Here is a 15,556-nt window from a genome sequence, read left to right on the forward strand (position 1 = left end):
GCCGCAGACACCGTTCTCATTCGCGGCCCGTTTCGGTCAATCTGCCTTGACCAACGCGCCATACCGCGAGGAAGTCACGCTCCGGGGGCGTGTCGGCATATGCGAGAGGCGCGCGTGTGTGCGTACGCCCCCCGCGGCACCGCAGGTGGGCGGGCGGGGGCGGGCCCCATAGACTGGTGTGCTGCTGACAGCCGAGATAGCGAGGTAGGACCCCAGTGAAGCTCGTCTTCGCAGGCACCCCCGAGGTCGCCGTGCCCGCCCTGGACGCCCTGATCGCCTCCGGGCGGCACGAGGTAGCCGCCGTCGTCACCCGGCCCGACGCCCCGGCCGGCCGCGGCCGCCGGCTCGTCGCCAGCCCGGTCGCCGAGCGCGCCGAGGAGGCCGGGATCGAGGTCCTCAAGCCCGCGCGGCCGCGCGACGAGGACTTCCAGGCCCGGCTGCGCGAGATCGCCCCCGACTGCTGCCCGGTCGTCGCCTACGGGGCGCTGCTCCCCAAGAGCGCCCTGGACATCCCCCGCGAGGGATGGGTCAACCTGCACTTCTCCCTGCTGCCCGCCTGGCGCGGCGCGGCCCCCGTCCAGCAGTCGATCATGGCGGGGGACGAGGTCACCGGCGCCTCCACCTTCCGCATCGAGGAGGGGCTGGACACCGGCCCCGTCTTCGGGGTCCTCACCGAGGGGATCCGTCCGACCGACACCAGCGGCGACCTGCTGACCCGGCTCGCCTTCGCCGGCGCCGGACTGCTGGCCGCGACCATGGACGGCATCGAGGACGGCACCCTGCGCGCCGTCCCGCAGTCCGCCGAGGGGATCTCGCTCGCGCCGAAGATCACGGTCGAGGACGCGCGCGTCGACTGGAACGCCCCCGCGCTGCGCGCCGACCGCGTGGTGCGCGGCTGCACGCCCGCCCCGGGCGCGTGGACCGTCTTCCGCGGCGAGCGGCTCAAGCTGATCTCCGTCGGGCTGGTCGCCGACCGCACCGACCTCGCGCCGGGCGTGCTGGCCCCGGCCAAGAACAACGTGTACGTCGGCACCGGCTCGCACGCCGTCGAGCTGCTGTGGGTGCAGCCGCAGGGCAAGAAGCCGATGAAGGGCGCCGACTGGGCCCGCGGGGTGCGGATCGCTCCCGGCGAGCGCCTGGGCGCGGCCGACGTAGGCTGATTGCGCGACCGGTCCGCCACCCGCGCGGGCCCCGCAGTACCCCGTGATCCACCACCGCAGTACCTCGTAACCCCGGAGCACCTTTCACGTGAGCGAACAGCCCCGTCGTCGTCCCGCCGCCGCAGGCGCCGGCAAGCCGTCCGGCAAGCAGGGCGGCCGTCCGGCCAAGCCGTACCGCCGGCCCCAGAAGGACCCCGTCCGGATGCTGGCCTTCGAGGTGCTGCGGGCGGTGGACGAGCGCGACGCCTACGCCAACCTCGTGCTGCCCCCGCTGCTGAAGAAGGCCCGCCAGGACGAGAGCTTCCAGGCGCGCGACGCGGCCCTGGCCACCGAGCTGGTCTACGGCACCCTGCGCCGCCAGGGCACCTACGACGCGGTGATCAAGGCCTGCATCGACCGGCCGCTGCGCGAGGTCGACCCGCCGGTGCTGGACGTGCTCTCGCTCGGCGCCCACCAGCTGCTCGGCACCCGCATCCCCACGCACGCCGCGGTCTCGGCCAGCGTCGAACTGGCCCGCGTGGTGCTCGGCGACGGCCGCGCCAAGTTCGTGAACGCCGTGCTCCGCAAGATCTCCGCGCACGACCTGGACGACTGGCTGGAGCGGGTCGCGCCGCCGTACGAGGACGACGCCGAGGAACACCTCGCGATCTACCACTCGCACCCCCGCTGGGTCGTCAGCGCCCTGTGGGACGCCCTGGGCGGGGGCCGCGCCGGGATCGAGGACCTGCTCGAAGCCGACAACGAGCGGCCCGAGGTCACCCTGGTGGCCCGTCCGGGCCGGTCCACGTCCCAGGAGCTGCTGGAGGCCGTCGGCGAGGACTCGGCGCTGCCGGGGCGCTGGTCCCCGTACGCGGTACGGATGGCCGAGGGCGGCGAGCCGGGCGCGCTGGAGGCCGTCCGTGAGGGCCGCGCCGGCGTGCAGGACGAGGGCAGCCAGCTGGTGGCGATGGCCCTGGCCGCCGTGCCCGTCGAGGGGCGCGACGCGCGCTGGCTCGACGGCTGCGCGGGTCCCGGCGGCAAGGCGGCGCTGCTGGGTGCGCTGGCCGCGCAGCGCGGAGCCTTCCTGCTGGCTTCGGAGAAGCAGCCCCACCGGGCCCGGCTCGTGGAGCGCGCGCTCGCCGGGAACCCGGGCCCCTACCAGGTCATCGCGGCCGACGGCACCCGGCCCCCGTGGCTGCCCGGCTCCTTCGACCGCGTGCTCGTGGACGTGCCCTGCTCCGGTCTGGGCGCGCTGCGGCGCCGCCCCGAGGCCCGCTGGCGGCGTCGCCCCGAGGACCTGGAGGGCTTCGCGCCGCTCCAGCGCGGCCTGCTGCGCGAGGCCCTCGCCGCGGTGCGCGTCGGCGGCGTCGTGGGCTACGCGACCTGCTCCCCGCACCTGGCGGAGACCCGGGTGGTCGTGGACGACGTCCTCAAGGGCCGGGGCGCCGGCGCCCGGGCGGTGTCGGCCGAACTGATCGACGCCCGCCCGTACATGGCGGGCGTCCCCGCCCTCGGCGACGGCCCCGACGTCCAGCTGTGGCCGCACCTGCACGGCACGGACGCGATGTACCTCGCCCTGCTGCGCCGCACGGCATAGCCGCGCCCCGTGCCGAAGGGCCGCACCGGGGATCCGGTGCGGCCCTTCGGCGCCCTACGCGAGGTCGCCGGTGGCGGCCAGGCGGTGCCAGAACGCGGTGATCATCGCCTCGTCGATCTCCGGGAACGTCACCCCGAGGGCTTCCAGCCTCTCTGCGGTCCGCCGGCTGCGGAAGGTGTCGACGGCCGGGGCGGGTTTCGTCACCAGGGTGCGCGCGTACTCCTCGAACGCGTCCAGGTACGGCAGGAAGGGCAGCTCGCGGCCCGCCTCGCCGGCGTCCCGGAGCGCGCCCAGCCACTCCCCGAGCGGGACCTCCCGGGTGTGCGTCCCGTGCAAGGAGTCGTACACGCGGAGGAAGTCCAGGGCGTGTACCGGACGGACGTGGTGGAGGTGCCGGACGCCGGCCGTGCCGGTGGGCTCCCGGTCGAGGACCAGGGCGGCCAGGGCGCGCGCCGCGACGTCCGCCGGCAGCAGGTCCGCCCAGGCCACCGCGTCGCGCGGGACGCTGCCGAGCGCGGCGCAGGTGGTCAGCAGGCGGCAGTACATGTCGTCCGGGTTGACCGCCCCGTGGCGGGAATCGGCCCAGACGCGGCCGAGCCGGTAGACACGGGCGTCGGCGCCCCGGGCGACGGCGTGCCCCACCATCCGGTCGGCGACCCATTTGCCGGCGGCGTAGCCGTCCGCGAGCGGGTGCGTCTCGTCCGCCGTGTCGGAGTCCTCGGTGATCAGCCGGGGCTCCGCTCCGGCGCGGAAGAGGCCCAGGGAGGAGAGGTGGTGCACGCGCGTGGCGCCGCCCTCCGCCGCGAGCCGCAGCAGCTCCCGGGTCCCGTCGACGTTCGCCGCCTTCAGCCGCTCGTACGGGGAGAGGTGGTGGACGTGGGCGCCCGAGTGGACGATCGCGTCCACCGCCCCCTCGCCGTGCGCCAGTTCCCGCCAGGTCCGCGCGTCGAGGCCGACCGACGGACGGGCCAGGTCGCCGGGCAGGACCCGCACGCGCGGGTCGTCCGCGAGGGGTCCCAGGCCGTAGGAGACGGCGACCCCGTTCACCCGGGCGCGGGCCGCCTCCGGTGATTCCGCCCGGACCAGGCAGAGCAGCTCGGCGCCGGTCCGCGCGGTCCGCGTCAGCAGCTCCCGCAGCAGGAAGGCGCCGACGAACCCGGTGGCCCCGGTGAGGAGGATCCGGCGCGGTTCCCGGCCGGCCCCGTCGGGGGTCGGCGCGGGGAAGCGCAGCCCCGGGTCGAGCCAGGCGTCGGCGTCGCCGGCCACGGCGACCGGGCCGGGGGTGCGGCCCGCCCGGCGGTCCTCGACCAGGGCGGCCAGGTCGCCTGCGGTGGGTGCCGCGAGGAACTCGCGCACCCCTACGCGTACGCCCAGTTCCGCCGACACCCTCGCCAGCAGCCGGACCACCAGCAGGGAATGCCCGCCCAGTGCGAAGAAGTCCTCGTCCGCCGCGACCCCGGACACCGCGAGGACCTCGGCGAACACCGCGCACAGCCGGGTCTCCAGCCCGGTGATGGGCGCGCGGCCCGTGGCGGCGGGGGTGTGGTCGGGCACCGGGAGTGCCTTGTGGTCGAGCTTCCCGTTGAAGGTCACCGGCAGTCCGTCCAGGAACACGAAGGCGGACGGGACCATGTGGGCCGGCAGGAAGCCCTCCAGGAAGCGGCGGGCGTGGGCGGTGGTGGCCTCCGGCGCGTAGCGGGCGGGGTTGGCGTCGAAGGCGACCTCCACGCTGCCGTCGTGCGCGCGGTCGTAGACGTTGACGCTCAGGTCGTCGACGGGCCCGGTGGCCAAGCCGCGGGGGACCACGGGGCAGTCGCCGAAACGCACCCCGTGGTCGTACGAGACCACGTTCACCACCGGCCCGAACAGGGCCCCGGTGCCGGCGGTACGGAGGTCCCGCGCGAGGTCCTCGTAGCGGTGGCGCTGGTGGCGCACGGCGCCCCGCACGGTGTCGGCGACCTGCCGGAACAGGTCGCCGAGGGAGGTGTCGGAATCCACCCGGAGGCGGATCGGCAGGATGTTGGACGTCATGCCCGGGACGGCCTTCGCGGGCGCGCCGGTCCGGCCCGGGGCGGGCATGCCGAGCACGAGGTCCCCGGCTCCCGTCATCCGGTGCAGGCAGACGGCCGTGGCGGCGATGACCAGGCCCGACAGGCTCGTGCGGAAGCCGCGGGCGGCCCCCTTCAGGGCCGTGACCTCCCGCGCCCCGATCCCTTCGAGGTGCCGCAGGGGCGGTTGGAGGTCGCGCAGCGGGCGGCGCCCGCTCAGGGTGACCGCCTCCGGGCGTCCGGCGAGGACTCCGTGCCAGTACTCCGCGTCGACGCGGTGGTCCTCGCCGGCCCGGTAGGCGGCGTCGGCGGCCACCAGGACCTCGTGGTGCGCGAGGGCGCCCTCCTCTGCGGAGCCGCCGGCGAGGAGGGCGTTGTAGACCCCGGCGACCCGCTTCGCGATGACCGCGCCGCTGAGCCCGTCGACGGCGATGTGGTGGATGCGGTGGTACCACAGGTGCCGGTCGTCGGACTCCCGGAAGAGAGCCTCGGTGAACAGCGGGCGCGCGAGGCCGCCGGGTCCGGCCAGGTCCTCGCGCATCCACCGTACGGCGGCGGCGCGCGGGTCCGTCTCGCCGCTCACGTCCACGAAGTGCAGCGGCCAGTCCTCGGTGACCTCCACGCGCTGGGTCACGCCGCCGTCGGTCTCCCGGTCGAAGACCAGGTGCATGCACTCGGACTCGGCCACCGCGCGACGCAGCGCGCGGGCGAAGAGTTCCGGGTCGAACGCACCGGTGATCTCCAGGTACTCGCCCGTCTGGTAAGCGGCGCTCTCCGGCTCCAGTTGCTGGCCGTACCAGACGTATCGCGGATCCACCGCGCGGTCGGGCCGCCCCGCGGGAGGGTCGCCCGAGTTCCGGGGCCGTGGCCGGAAGTGGCCGGGGGGCATGGCAGGCTTGGGGCATGGCCGTTCAGATCAATCCCAGCATCCTGTCCGCCGACTTCGCCCGTCTCGCCGACGAGGCGCGGGCCGTCGAGGGGGCCGACTGGCTGCACGTCGACGTCATGGACAACCATTTCGTCCCGAACCTCACCCTCGGCGTCCCGATCGTGGAGTCCCTGAGCCGCGCCACGGACATCCCGCTGGACCTGCACCTGATGATCGAGGACCCGGACCGCTGGGCGCCGCAGTACGTGGAGGCCGGCGCCGGTTCCGTTACCTTCCACGCCGAGGCCGCGGCGGCCCCGGTGCGGCTCGCGCGGGAGATCCGGGCCAAGGGGGCCCGCGCGGCGATGGCGCTCAAGCCCGGCACCCCGATCGAGCAGTACGAGGACATCCTCCCCGAGCTCGACATGGTGCTGATCATGACGGTCGAGCCGGGCTTCGGCGGCCAGTCCTTCCTCGACATCATGCTCCCCAAGGTCCGCCGGACCCGGGAGCTGATCGCCAAGCACGGGCTGGACCTGTGGCTCCAGGTCGACGGCGGGGTCTCGGCCTCCACCATCGAGCGGGTCGCGGAGGCCGGCGCGGACGTGTTCGTCGCGGGCAGCGCGGTCTACGGGGCGGTCGACCCGGCCGCCGCGGTGCGGACCCTGCGCGAGCAGGCGGGTGCGGCGATCGCCGCCGCCCCCTGGGCGTGCGACCACTGAGCGAGGCTTGATGAACAGCTCGGTGAACGGAAGCCGTCCAGGCTGATCAACGGCCGTCGGATCTGACAGGATGAACGGCGAGTCGAGAGTGTGAACACGACAGTGTGAACAGCAGTGAGGAGAACGCGGTGTCTGCAATGTCGGCGGGACGGTCAGCCCTGCGGATGGGACCCGCGGAGCTGGTGCAGGCGGCGGCCATGGCACGCCGCTTCTACCTGGAGGGCAAGTCCAAGATCCAGATCGCCGAGGAGTTCGGCGTGAGCCGCTTCAAGGTGGCCCGGGTCCTGGAGACCGCCCTCGAACGCGATCTCGTACGCATCGAGATCCGGGTGCCGGCCGAACTGGACGCGGAGCGTTCCGACGCGCTCCGCGCCAGGTACGGGCTGCGGCACGCCGTCGTGGTGGAGTCGCCGGCCGACGCCACCGAGGACGCTCCGGACCCGGAGAACCTCGGCGCGGTCGCCGCCGACCTGCTCGGCGAGCTCGTCAACGAGGGCGACGTGCTCGGGCTGGCGTGGGGGCGCTCCACCATCCACATGGCCGCCTCCCTGCACCGGCTGCCCCCCTGCACCGTGGTCCAGCTGACGGGCGTGTACGACGCCGGGACGGCCGAGCGCGGTTCCGTGGAGGCCGTACGCCGGGCCGCGCAGGTCTCCGGCGGGGACGCGCACCCGATCTACGCCCCGATGCTGCTGCCCGATCCGGCGACCGCGGCCGCCCTGCGCAGCCAGACGGGCATCGCGCGGGCCTTCGAGTACTTCGACAAGGTGACGGTCGCCGCCGTCTCGATCGGCTCCTGGGAGCCCGGCATCTCCACCGTCCACGACATGCTGACCGACGAGGAGCGGGCGCACTACGCCTCCCTCGGCGTCGCCGCGGAGATGTCCGCGCACCTTTTCGACTCGGAAGGCCGAAGGGTCGGCCGCGACCTCGGCGAGCGGTGCATCACCGTCGAGGCGGACCGGCTGCGCCGGATCCCCGAGGTCGTGGCGATCGCGGGCGGCCTGCGCAAGGCCTCGGCGATCGGGGCGGTGCTCCGCTCCGGGCTGGTGACCAGCCTCGTCACGGACACGGCGGTCGCGGACTACCTGCTCACCGAGTCCGCTCCCGGGCTGCGTCCGGCGCTCGACCGGGCCGACCCGGACGACTGACGGGCGGCCGCGCCGGCCGGTGATCGGGCCGGTGATCCGGATGGTGGTGCAATCGAGACCCGAACAGCGGACCGCGGGGCGGCCCCGGGGGCGCATACTGGCTTTGATGACTAAGTCAGCAGTACCTCGCCGCCATTTGCCGTCCAGCCCGTTCAAGGCCCCCGTGGAACCGCCGCTCCGGCAGTTCAGCGTCGGCGACCGGGTGAGTCACGACGAGCACGGCCTCGGCCGTGTCGTCGGGATCGAGGAGGGGATCGCCGTCCTCGTCGACTTCGGGTCGGTCCAGAAACGAATCCTGAGTCCCTACACCAAGATGTCCGCGCTCTGAGCCCGTCGGGGCTCTGACGCCATCAGGCGATTCGCGAGCGAATCGGATATTTGGCACGATCGGTGCATGATCTTTCGGAACGTGCCCCGGTCGTTGCTGCGCGTGCTCGGGGCGCTGTTCCTGTGCGCCGTACTGGCCGGTGCGGCGGGCTGCGGCGGGAAGCCCGCACGGCCGCCCGCCGCCAGCGCGGGTACGGGTGCCACCGCGGGTGCCCGTGACGTCCCGGGGTGGGCCAGGGGGATGGCCGTCGTACGGGCCGACGCGCTCCCGCAGCAGGCGCGCGAGGTGCTGGCCCTGATCGACAAGGGCGGCCCGTACGCGTACCGGCAGGACGGGACCGTCTTCGGGAACTTCGAGAAGGTCCTGCCGAAGCAGAAGCGCGGCTACTACCACGAGTTCACCGTGCGGACCCCGGGCGAACGCGACCGCGGGGCCCGGCGGATCGTGACCGGCGGTGGCGGCGAGTTCTACTACACGGACGACCACTACCAGACCTTCAGGGCGGTTCTCCGATGAGCCTGGACCCGCAGCCCCTCGCCCCCGCACTGGCCGCCGCCGAGGAGGCGGGCTGGGCCGTCGTACGGCTGGACCTGGACGGCGTACGGAGCAAGGCCGCGCTGATGCGCCGCTGCGCCGCCGCCCTGCACGCGCCGGACTGGTTCGGCGGGAACTGGGACGCGCTGGCCGACGTACTGGTCGATCTGTCCTGGCTGCCGCCGGCGCCCGGGAGGCTGCTCGTGGTGAGTTCCTGGCGCGGGTACGCGGCCGAGCGTCCGGAGGACTGGGAGACGCTGCGGGAGGTCCTGGAGGAGGCCGTCGACTTCTGGCGCGAGGCGGACGAGGGGGCCGTACCGCTGACGGTGCTGCTGGCCGGGTCCGCCCCGGACGGGGCGCCGTCCCGTCCCCGCCGGGACTGAGGGCCGGAAAAGCGCGTGGGGGCGGCCGCGGCCGCCCCCACGGTGCCTACCCGTCCGCCCCGGCCTTGGGGACCCACGGCGGGGTCTGGCCCCAGGACCAGACCGGGATCTTCGCCGCGTCCACCGGCGGCGGGTTGGGGCCCGAGTAGATCAGGGCCATCCGGGTGCCCCACTCGATGTAGTAGACGAACACCGCCCGGAACTCCGGGTCCGTCGGGAGGCCGACCTCGTCGGCCGTGTCCAGCAGCAGGTCCACCCAACGGCGGCGCTGCTTCTCGGTGATGCCGCGCCCCAGGTGCTTGGTGGCCATGTGCTGGTGGCCGCCGTGGTGCGCCGAGTACTCCGCCGGACCGCCGAAGACCTCCGACAGCCAGACGGCGACGTGCTGGGGGTGCTCCGAGTCCATGCCCGCGAAGACCGGGGCCAGGATCTCGTCCTGCAGGGCGTGCGCGTAGAAGACGTCGGTGAGGCGGCGCAAGGCCTCCGCACCGCCCATCCACTCGTAGATCGTGGGCGTGGTGCTCATGACTGACCGGCGGCCTTCCCCGGACCCACCACACCGGTCACGAGGTAGTGCTGCATCTCCTCGATGGCCGTCACGTACGGGCGGATCGCGCTGAAGAACGCCGGGAAGTGCTCACCCTTGCGGAAGCCGTTCAGGTGGGCGTCGATCGAGGTCCAGCGGATGCGGAGGATGTAGCGCTCCTTCTCCTCCTCGCAGCGGGCCAGCTCGTAGTCGATGCACTCGGGCGAGGCGGCCAGGGCCTCGGCGGCCCTCGCGTACGCCTCCTCGAACGCCTTCTGGTCCTGCGAGGCGATGCGGTAGCGGATGTACTCGACGGTCGTGGTCATGGTGTGCGTGCCTCTCCCTGGGATCAAGGTGGTCCCGGCTACCCTTCCGGGATCATGCGTGCCCGGCGAGGGGTTCCTCTACTCGGGCTGCGACTTCTGGATGTCCGGGCCCTGGGAGCGGACCTCCCGCACCTTGTCGAGGGACTCGCGCAGCTCGGCGAGCCAGGTGTCGGTGTTGCTCCCGACGAGGCGGACGCACCAGGCCAGGGCGTCCGCCCGGCTGCGCGCCACGCCCCCGGCGACGAGGGTGTCGAGCACCTGGCGCTCGGACTGGCGCAGCCGGGTCATGACGGGGACGGCGAGGTGGGTGAAGAGGGTGGTCTCCTCACCCGAACGGACGCCCCAGGCGACCTTGCGGCGGTAGAGCTCCTCCGCCTCCCGGGCGACCTCGATGCGCTGCTCGCGGGTGCGTTCGCGGAACTCCTTGACCGACTCGGCCGCCGGGACGGTGCCGACGACCGTGATCTCCTCCCGGTCGACGGTGACCGAGACGAGGGACTCGTAGACGTCCACCGGCAGGCGCTCGGCGAACCACGCGCGGAGCTTCTCGCTCTGTTCGGCTGTAATCATGTAATCAACGTTGCATCCGCTCTCCTCTTGATCGCAAGGGCCGGGGCGTTCGCTCTCAGCCCATCGAGCGGTAGCGGTGGATCAGCGACACCGCCATGGCGCCCTCGCCGACGCCCGAGGCGACCCGCTTGACCGAGTGGGCCCGTACGTCGCCCGCCGCGAAGACCCCGGGGACGCTGGTCTCCAGCGGGTAGGGGGCGCGCTCCAGGCTCCACTCCGCCGGGAGTTCGCCGCCGTTGGCGATCAGGTCGGAGCCGGTGAGGACGAAGCCGTACTCGTCGCGCTCCACCACCCCGGCCAGCCAGTCGGTGTGCGGGCGGGCGCCGATGAAGGTGAACATGAACCGGGCCGGGGTCACCGTGTCCGCGCCGGTGTCGCCGTCGTGCAGGGTGATCCGCTCCAGGTGCTCGCCGCCGTCCAGCGCGACCACCGTCGTGCGCACCCGGACCTCGATGTTCGGGGTCCGCTCGATCTCGTCGATCAGGTAGCGGGACATGCTCGCGTCCAGGGAGGCGGCGCGCACCAGGATGGTCACGCGGGCCGCGTACTTGGCGAAGTGGACGGCGGCCTGCCCGGCCGAGTTGGCGCCGCCCACGATGAACACGTGCTGCGAGATGCAGGCCGAGCTCTCCGTGGTGGCCGCGCCGTAGTACAGCCCCGCGCCCTCGAACCGGTCCGCGCCGGGGGCGTCGAGCCGGTTGTACGAGACCCCGGTCGCCAGCAGCACCGTCTCGGCGCTGATCTCCGTACCGTCCGCCAGGGTGAGGATCTTCGCCGGGTCGTCCCGGGTCAGGGAGACCACCTCGACCGGGTGCAGGATCTCGGCGCCGAACCGGGAGGCCTGGATGGTGGCCCGGCGGGTGAGGTCCCCGCCGGAGAGGCCCGAGGGGAAGCCGAGGTAGTTCTCGATCAGGCTGGAGGTGCCGGCCTGGCCGCCCGGGGCGCGGGAGTCCAGCATCAGCGTGGACAGCCCCTCGGAGGCCGCGTACACCCCGGCGGCGAGCCCGGCGGGCCCGGCTCCGACGATGACGCACTCGTAGTGCGGGCGGGAGGCGGTGGTGGCCAGGCCGAGGCGCCGGGCCAGCTCGGTGTCGCTCGGCGCGGAGAGCACCGATCCGTCCGGGAAGCGAACCAGGGGGAGCGCGGCGTCCGCCTGCGCGGCGGCGATCACCGTCAGGGCCTCGGGGTCGCGCTCCACGTTCAGGAAGCGGAACGGCTGTCCGTTGCGGGTGAAGAAGTCCCGCACGGCATGCGTGCCCGGGGAGACCAGGTGCCCGGCGACGATGATCCCGTCGTACGCCGGCCGGTAGGTGGCCAGCCAGTCGGACAGCAGGTCGTCCAGGACCGGGAAGAGCCGCTCGTGGGGCGGGTCCCAGGGCTTGAGCAGGTAGTAGTCCAGCCGCACCCGGTTGATGGCGGTGATCGCGGCATCGGTCTCCGCGTACGCCGTGAGCAGGACCCGGCGGGCGTCCGGGAAGCGGCTGACGGCCTCCAGCAGGAACTCCACGCCGGTCACGTCGGGCATCCGCTGGTCGACGAGGAACAGGGCCGGGTCGTGACCGCGCTCGTCGAGGGAGTCCAGGATCTTCAGGGCGTCGGCCGCGGAGGAGGCGCCGAGGACCCGGTAGCGGTCGCCGTAGGCGCTGCGCAGGTCCCTGCGGACGGCGCGCAGCACCTGCGGGTCGTCGTCCACGGCCAGGATGACCGGCTTGCGGCTCTCCGCGCGCTCGGTGGCCGCCCCGGCCGGGGCGTCGGAGGCGGAGGCGGAGGCGGAAACGGAGGCGGAGGCGGGGGCGGCGGGGGCGGGGGCGGTGGCGCCCTCCCGGGCCGCGCTCACGCCGGGTCCAGCATCAGCTTGTCGGCGTAGCACCAGGCCCAGTCCTCACCGGGCTCGTGCGAGGCCGCGATCGGGTGCTCGGTGGTCCGGTAGTGCCGTGTGGCGTGACGGTTCTTCGACGAGTCGCAGCAGCCGACGTGCCCGCAGCTCAGGCACATCCTCAGGTGCACCCAGCTGTCACCGGACCGCAGGCACTCCTCGCAGCCCTCGGCACTGGCCTTCACCGGACGTATTTGGTCGATGTGTGTGCACAACAGGTCCATCGTCATCGTCCCCGTCCCTCTCCTCGCGCACTCGTGCTCTCCGGCCCGCCCGGGGTCCACGGCGCGTCCAGACCATAAGTCGGGGATCCGGGAAAGGTTCATCGATCCGGCCGATGTCAGGAAGTCCGGCGGGTACTTCATGACCTCGCGGGACGACTAGGTGAGGTGCCCGGACCACCTTGCCCGCTACCTCACGAAGTCGCATTCAGGCCCTTTGACGCGGGCCCCGGGCGCACGCAGTGTGGGGGACGCCAACGACAACAGGCGGCGCCTGGAGGAATCTGTGAGCAGAAAGATTCTGGTCATTGTCTCCGAACACGGTTACTGGGCCGAGGAACTGATCGGTCCCGTATCGAAGTTCGACGAGCGGGGCTATGAGACCGTATTCGCGACGCCGACCGGAAAGCGTGCCCACGCACTTCCGCCGAGCCTCGACGCGAACTACGTCGACCCCCCGCTGGGCCGCTCGGTGACCACCGAGGAGAACGCCCGGCTGGGCCGCGAGTTCGAGCAGTCGAGCCGGCTCGACTCGCCGCTCGACATCGAGGCCTGGGTGCCCGAGCGCCCGTACACGAGCGACGAGGGCTATCTGCGCAAGCTGGAGCAGTACCACCGCGACCTGGACAAGCTCGACGCCGACATCGCGGACTTCGACGCGATCCTCATCGTCGGCGGCAGCGGCCCCATCGCCGACCTCGCCAACAACGAGCGCGTGCACGCCCTGATCCTGGCCTTCCACAAGGCCGGCAAGGTCGTGGCCGCCGAGTGCTACGGGGTCGCCTGCCTGGCCTTCGCCCGGGACTGGGACGACCGCAAGAGCATCATCCGGGGCAAGCACGTGACCGGCCACTGCAAGGAGTACGACTACAAGGACGGCACCGGATTCCTCGGTACCGACTTCAACATGGGCCCGCCCCCGTATCCGCTGGAGTACATCCTGCGCGATGCCACGGGCCCGCGCGGCGCCTATCACGGGAATTTCGGCAAGCCGGTCTCCGTGATCGTCGACTTCCCCTTCGTGACGGGACGTTCGACCCCCGACTCCTACCTCACCGGACAGAAGATCGTGGAAGTCCTGGAAGACGGCCTCACCCGCTACGGCTGGTAATTCTGCGATCCGCGGGAGAAAAGGGGGAATACCGTGAACGCCGAAGCAACTCCCGGCCGGGAAAGGCTGATCGAGCAGTTCAAGGCCGACGGCCTGAAGGTGATGTTCGGAAATCCGGGAACGGTGGAACAGGGATTCCTCGACGCGGTGGACGCGGCGGCGGACTTCCGATACGTCCTCGCGCTCCAGGAGACCGTCGCCGCGGGAATCGCGGACGGCTACGCCCGCGCCACGGGCGGCGCGGCCCTGCTCCAGCTGCACTCCGGCGTGGGTCTGGGCAACGGCATAGGCATGCTCTACCAGTCGCTGCGCGGCCACACCCCGCTCGTCGTGGTCGCCGGTGACGCCGGGGTGCGCTACGACGCCATGGACGCGCAGATGGCCTCCGACCTGGTGGCCATGGCCAGGCCCGTCACCAAGTACGCGACCCGGGTCACCGATCCGCGCTCGGTGCTGCGCACGGTCCGGCGGGCCGTGAAGATCGCCCTCACCCCGCCGCGCGGACCCGTCTTCGTGGCACTGCCCATGGACGTGCTGGACGAGCTCAACTCCGAGCCCGTGCTGCCCGCCACGGTGCCGCTCACCGACGTGGCCCCCTCGCCGGCCTCGGTGGGCCGGGCGGCCGCACTGCTGGCCGGCGCCACCCGGCCGGTGGTCCTGGTCGGGGACGGGGTGGCGCTCTCCGGGGCGCAGGCCGAACTCGTGGCCGTCGCCGAACTGCTGGGCGCCGACGTCTTCGAGGTCGACTCCTCCGAGGTGAACATCGCCGCCTCGCACCCGCTGAGGCGCGGCCAGACGGGCCACATGTTCGGCCCGCACAGCAAGGAGCTGGTGGGGAACGCGGACGCGGTGCTGATCGTGGGCACCTACGTCTTCCCTGAGGTGTTCCCCGAGCTGGAGAACCCCTTCCGACCGGGCGCGAAGGTCGTGCACATCGACCTCAACGCCTACGAGATCGCCAAGAACCACCCCGTGGACCTGGGGCTGGCCGCCGACCCGCGCCACGCGCTGCGCGCGCTGGCCGGCGTACTGGAGCAGCGGCTGACCCCGGCGCAGCGGGCCGCAGCGGCCGCCCGGCTGGACGTACGGACCCGGGAGCGGGCCCGCGCGGAGCTCGCGGCGGACGACGACGGCACGCCGATGGCCGTCTTCCTGCGGACGCTGGCCGAGCGCACCGGCCGGGACCTGATCGTCTTCGACGAGGCGCTGACCACCTCGCCGCTGGTGACCCGGTACCTGCCGCCGGAGCGGCCCGGCGACTACCACCTGACCCGCGGCGGATCGCTGGGCGTGGGCTTCCCGGGGGCGGTCGGCGCCAAGCTCGCCCACCCGGACCGGCTCGTCGTCGGCTTCGCGGGCGACGGCGGCACGATGTACACCCACCAGGCCCTGTGGACGGCGGCCCGGTACGGGATCGACGCCAAGTTCGTGGTCTGCAACAACCGCAAGTACCGCCTCCTCGACGACAACATCGCCCAGTACTGGCGCGAGCGGGACATCGCCGAGCACCCCTACCCGGGTTCCTTCGACCTCGCGCACCCCGAGATCGACTTCGCGGGCCTGGCCAGGGCGCTGGGCGCCGACGGAACCCGCGTGGAGAAGCCGGACGAGGCGGTGGCCGCCGTCGCGCGGATGCTGGCGCACCCCGGCCCGTACCTCGTCGACATCCAGATCTGACCCGAGCGACACCCCACGGACAGGAGGAGACCGCATGCCCGCCGAGCGGCTGACCGAGGACGCGATCCGCACCTTCGCCGAGAACTGGTACGTGGCGCTGGACCGCCACCTCCCGCTGGAGCAGGTCCTCGCCCTCATCACCGAGGACCTGGAACTCAAGGTCCCCGAGGACACCTTCCTCGGCCACCAGGGCTTCGGCCGCTGGTACGAGGCCGTCACGAACCGGTTCTTCGACGAGGTGCACACGGTCACCAAGGTGGAGCCGGTCATCGAGGGCGACCGGGCGATCGTCCGGGTCATCGTCAACTGGCAGTTCAAGATCTGGGACGCGCCGGCCGCCCGCAGCGAGTGGGGTGGCTTCGACGCCGACCAGACCTGGACCGTGGTGGCCGGCCCGGACGGGCCGCTGATCAAGCAGTACACCGTCAACGACCTGGCGCCGATGCCCGGTTCGGTCTCGCTCTGAGAGGACGGCCACG

At 72.9% G+C, this 15,556-nt stretch carries 16 protein-coding genes; 10 read left to right on the plus strand and 6 right to left on the minus strand.

Annotation, left to right across the window (positions count from 1 at the left end; all coding sequences use genetic code 11):
• The first annotated feature begins 215 nt into the window (after window positions 1-215).
• Window positions 216-1,160 (plus strand): methionyl-tRNA formyltransferase, encoded by a 945-nt coding sequence (fmt, locus tag SLAV_RS30100; RefSeq protein ID WP_030234028.1) that lies wholly within the window; start codon window positions 216-218, stop codon window positions 1,158-1,160.
• A gap of 88 nt (window positions 1,161-1,248) precedes the next feature.
• Window positions 1,249-2,736 carry an RsmB/NOP family class I SAM-dependent RNA methyltransferase gene (locus SLAV_RS30105; protein ID WP_030234031.1) on the plus strand — a complete coding sequence of 496 codons (1,488 nt, stop codon included), beginning with the start codon at window positions 1,249-1,251 and terminating at the stop codon, window positions 2,734-2,736.
• A gap of 54 nt (window positions 2,737-2,790) precedes the next feature.
• Here SLAV_RS30105 and SLAV_RS30110 read toward each other — a convergent pair whose 3' ends face one another.
• Window positions 2,791-5,601 (minus strand): thioester reductase domain-containing protein, encoded by a 2,811-nt coding sequence (locus tag SLAV_RS30110; RefSeq protein ID WP_158740739.1) that lies wholly within the window; start codon window positions 5,599-5,601, stop codon window positions 2,791-2,793.
• A gap of 86 nt (window positions 5,602-5,687) precedes the next feature.
• On the opposite strand from SLAV_RS30110, the gene rpe reads away from it, so the two are divergent.
• From rpe to SLAV_RS30135, 5 genes are all read left to right on the plus strand, one after another.
• Entirely contained in the window at window positions 5,688-6,374 is a 687-nt protein-coding gene (gene rpe / locus SLAV_RS30115) for a ribulose-phosphate 3-epimerase (protein ID WP_030234037.1), read from the plus strand.
• A 137-nt stretch (window positions 6,375-6,511) separates the two neighbouring features.
• A complete protein-coding gene (locus SLAV_RS30120) occupies window positions 6,512-7,525 on the plus strand; it encodes a sugar-binding transcriptional regulator (protein WP_030234040.1) in 1,014 nt (337 codons plus the stop codon).
• Window positions 7,526-7,631: 106 nt separating this feature from the next.
• Window positions 7,632-7,853: a CarD family transcriptional regulator gene (locus SLAV_RS30125; protein WP_030157491.1), complete on the plus strand. Its 222-nt coding sequence runs from the start codon at window positions 7,632-7,634 to the stop codon at window positions 7,851-7,853.
• 66 nt (window positions 7,854-7,919) lie between these two features.
• Window positions 7,920-8,369: a guanyl-specific ribonuclease gene (locus SLAV_RS30130; RefSeq protein WP_030234045.1), complete on the plus strand. Its 450-nt coding sequence runs from the start codon at window positions 7,920-7,922 to the stop codon at window positions 8,367-8,369.
• A complete protein-coding gene (locus SLAV_RS30135) occupies window positions 8,366-8,770 on the plus strand; it encodes a barstar family protein (RefSeq protein ID WP_037687766.1) in 405 nt (134 codons plus the stop codon). Before SLAV_RS30130 ends, SLAV_RS30135 begins: the two co-directional genes overlap by 4 nt.
• Window positions 8,771-8,816: 46 nt before the next feature.
• On the opposite strand, the gene SLAV_RS43390 is transcribed toward SLAV_RS30135, so the two are convergent.
• From SLAV_RS43390 to SLAV_RS30160, 5 genes are all read right to left on the minus strand, one after another.
• Window positions 8,817-9,296, minus strand: a complete 480-nt coding sequence (locus tag SLAV_RS43390) for a group II truncated hemoglobin (RefSeq protein ID WP_030234047.1) — start codon at window positions 9,294-9,296, stop codon at window positions 8,817-8,819.
• Complete coding sequence (locus tag SLAV_RS43395) at window positions 9,293-9,622, minus strand: putative quinol monooxygenase (protein ID WP_030234051.1); 330 nt, start codon at window positions 9,620-9,622, stop codon at window positions 9,293-9,295. Before SLAV_RS43395 ends, SLAV_RS43390 begins: the two co-directional genes overlap by 4 nt.
• A 78-nt stretch (window positions 9,623-9,700) precedes the next feature.
• On the minus strand, window positions 9,701-10,192 hold the full coding sequence (locus tag SLAV_RS30150; protein ID WP_030234054.1) for an ATP-binding transcription factor AbmR: 492 nt from the start codon (window positions 10,190-10,192) through the stop codon (window positions 9,701-9,703).
• Between the two features lie 55 nt (window positions 10,193-10,247).
• Window positions 10,248-11,885 carry an FAD-dependent oxidoreductase gene (locus SLAV_RS30155; protein ID WP_234333721.1) on the minus strand — a complete coding sequence of 546 codons (1,638 nt, stop codon included), beginning with the start codon at window positions 11,883-11,885 and terminating at the stop codon, window positions 10,248-10,250.
• Window positions 11,886-12,025: 140 nt separating this feature from the next.
• Complete coding sequence (locus SLAV_RS30160) at window positions 12,026-12,292, minus strand: UBP-type zinc finger domain-containing protein (RefSeq protein WP_030234058.1); 267 nt, start codon at window positions 12,290-12,292, stop codon at window positions 12,026-12,028.
• Window positions 12,293-12,575: 283 nt separating this feature from the next.
• Between SLAV_RS30160 and SLAV_RS30165 the strand changes: the two genes are divergently transcribed.
• From SLAV_RS30165 to SLAV_RS40645, 3 genes are read left to right on the plus strand one after another with little or no spacing between them, the layout of a single operon-like run.
• Entirely contained in the window at window positions 12,576-13,400 is an 825-nt protein-coding gene (locus SLAV_RS30165) for a type 1 glutamine amidotransferase domain-containing protein (protein WP_030234061.1), read from the plus strand.
• A gap of 33 nt (window positions 13,401-13,433) precedes the next feature.
• The gene (locus tag SLAV_RS30170; RefSeq protein ID WP_030234063.1) at window positions 13,434-15,077 is read left to right on the plus strand and encodes a thiamine pyrophosphate-binding protein; all 1,644 of its coding nucleotides are present in this window, start codon (window positions 13,434-13,436) and stop codon (window positions 15,075-15,077) included.
• Window positions 15,078-15,111: 34 nt separating this feature from the next.
• On the plus strand, window positions 15,112-15,543 hold the full coding sequence (locus SLAV_RS40645; protein WP_030234065.1) for a nuclear transport factor 2 family protein: 432 nt from the start codon (window positions 15,112-15,114) through the stop codon (window positions 15,541-15,543).
• Window positions 15,544-15,556: the final 13 nt, after the last annotated feature.

It is taken from the genome of Streptomyces lavendulae subsp. lavendulae, assembly GCF_002803845.1.
GTDB lineage: Bacteria > Actinomycetota > Actinomycetes > Streptomycetales > Streptomycetaceae > Streptomyces > Streptomyces lavendulae.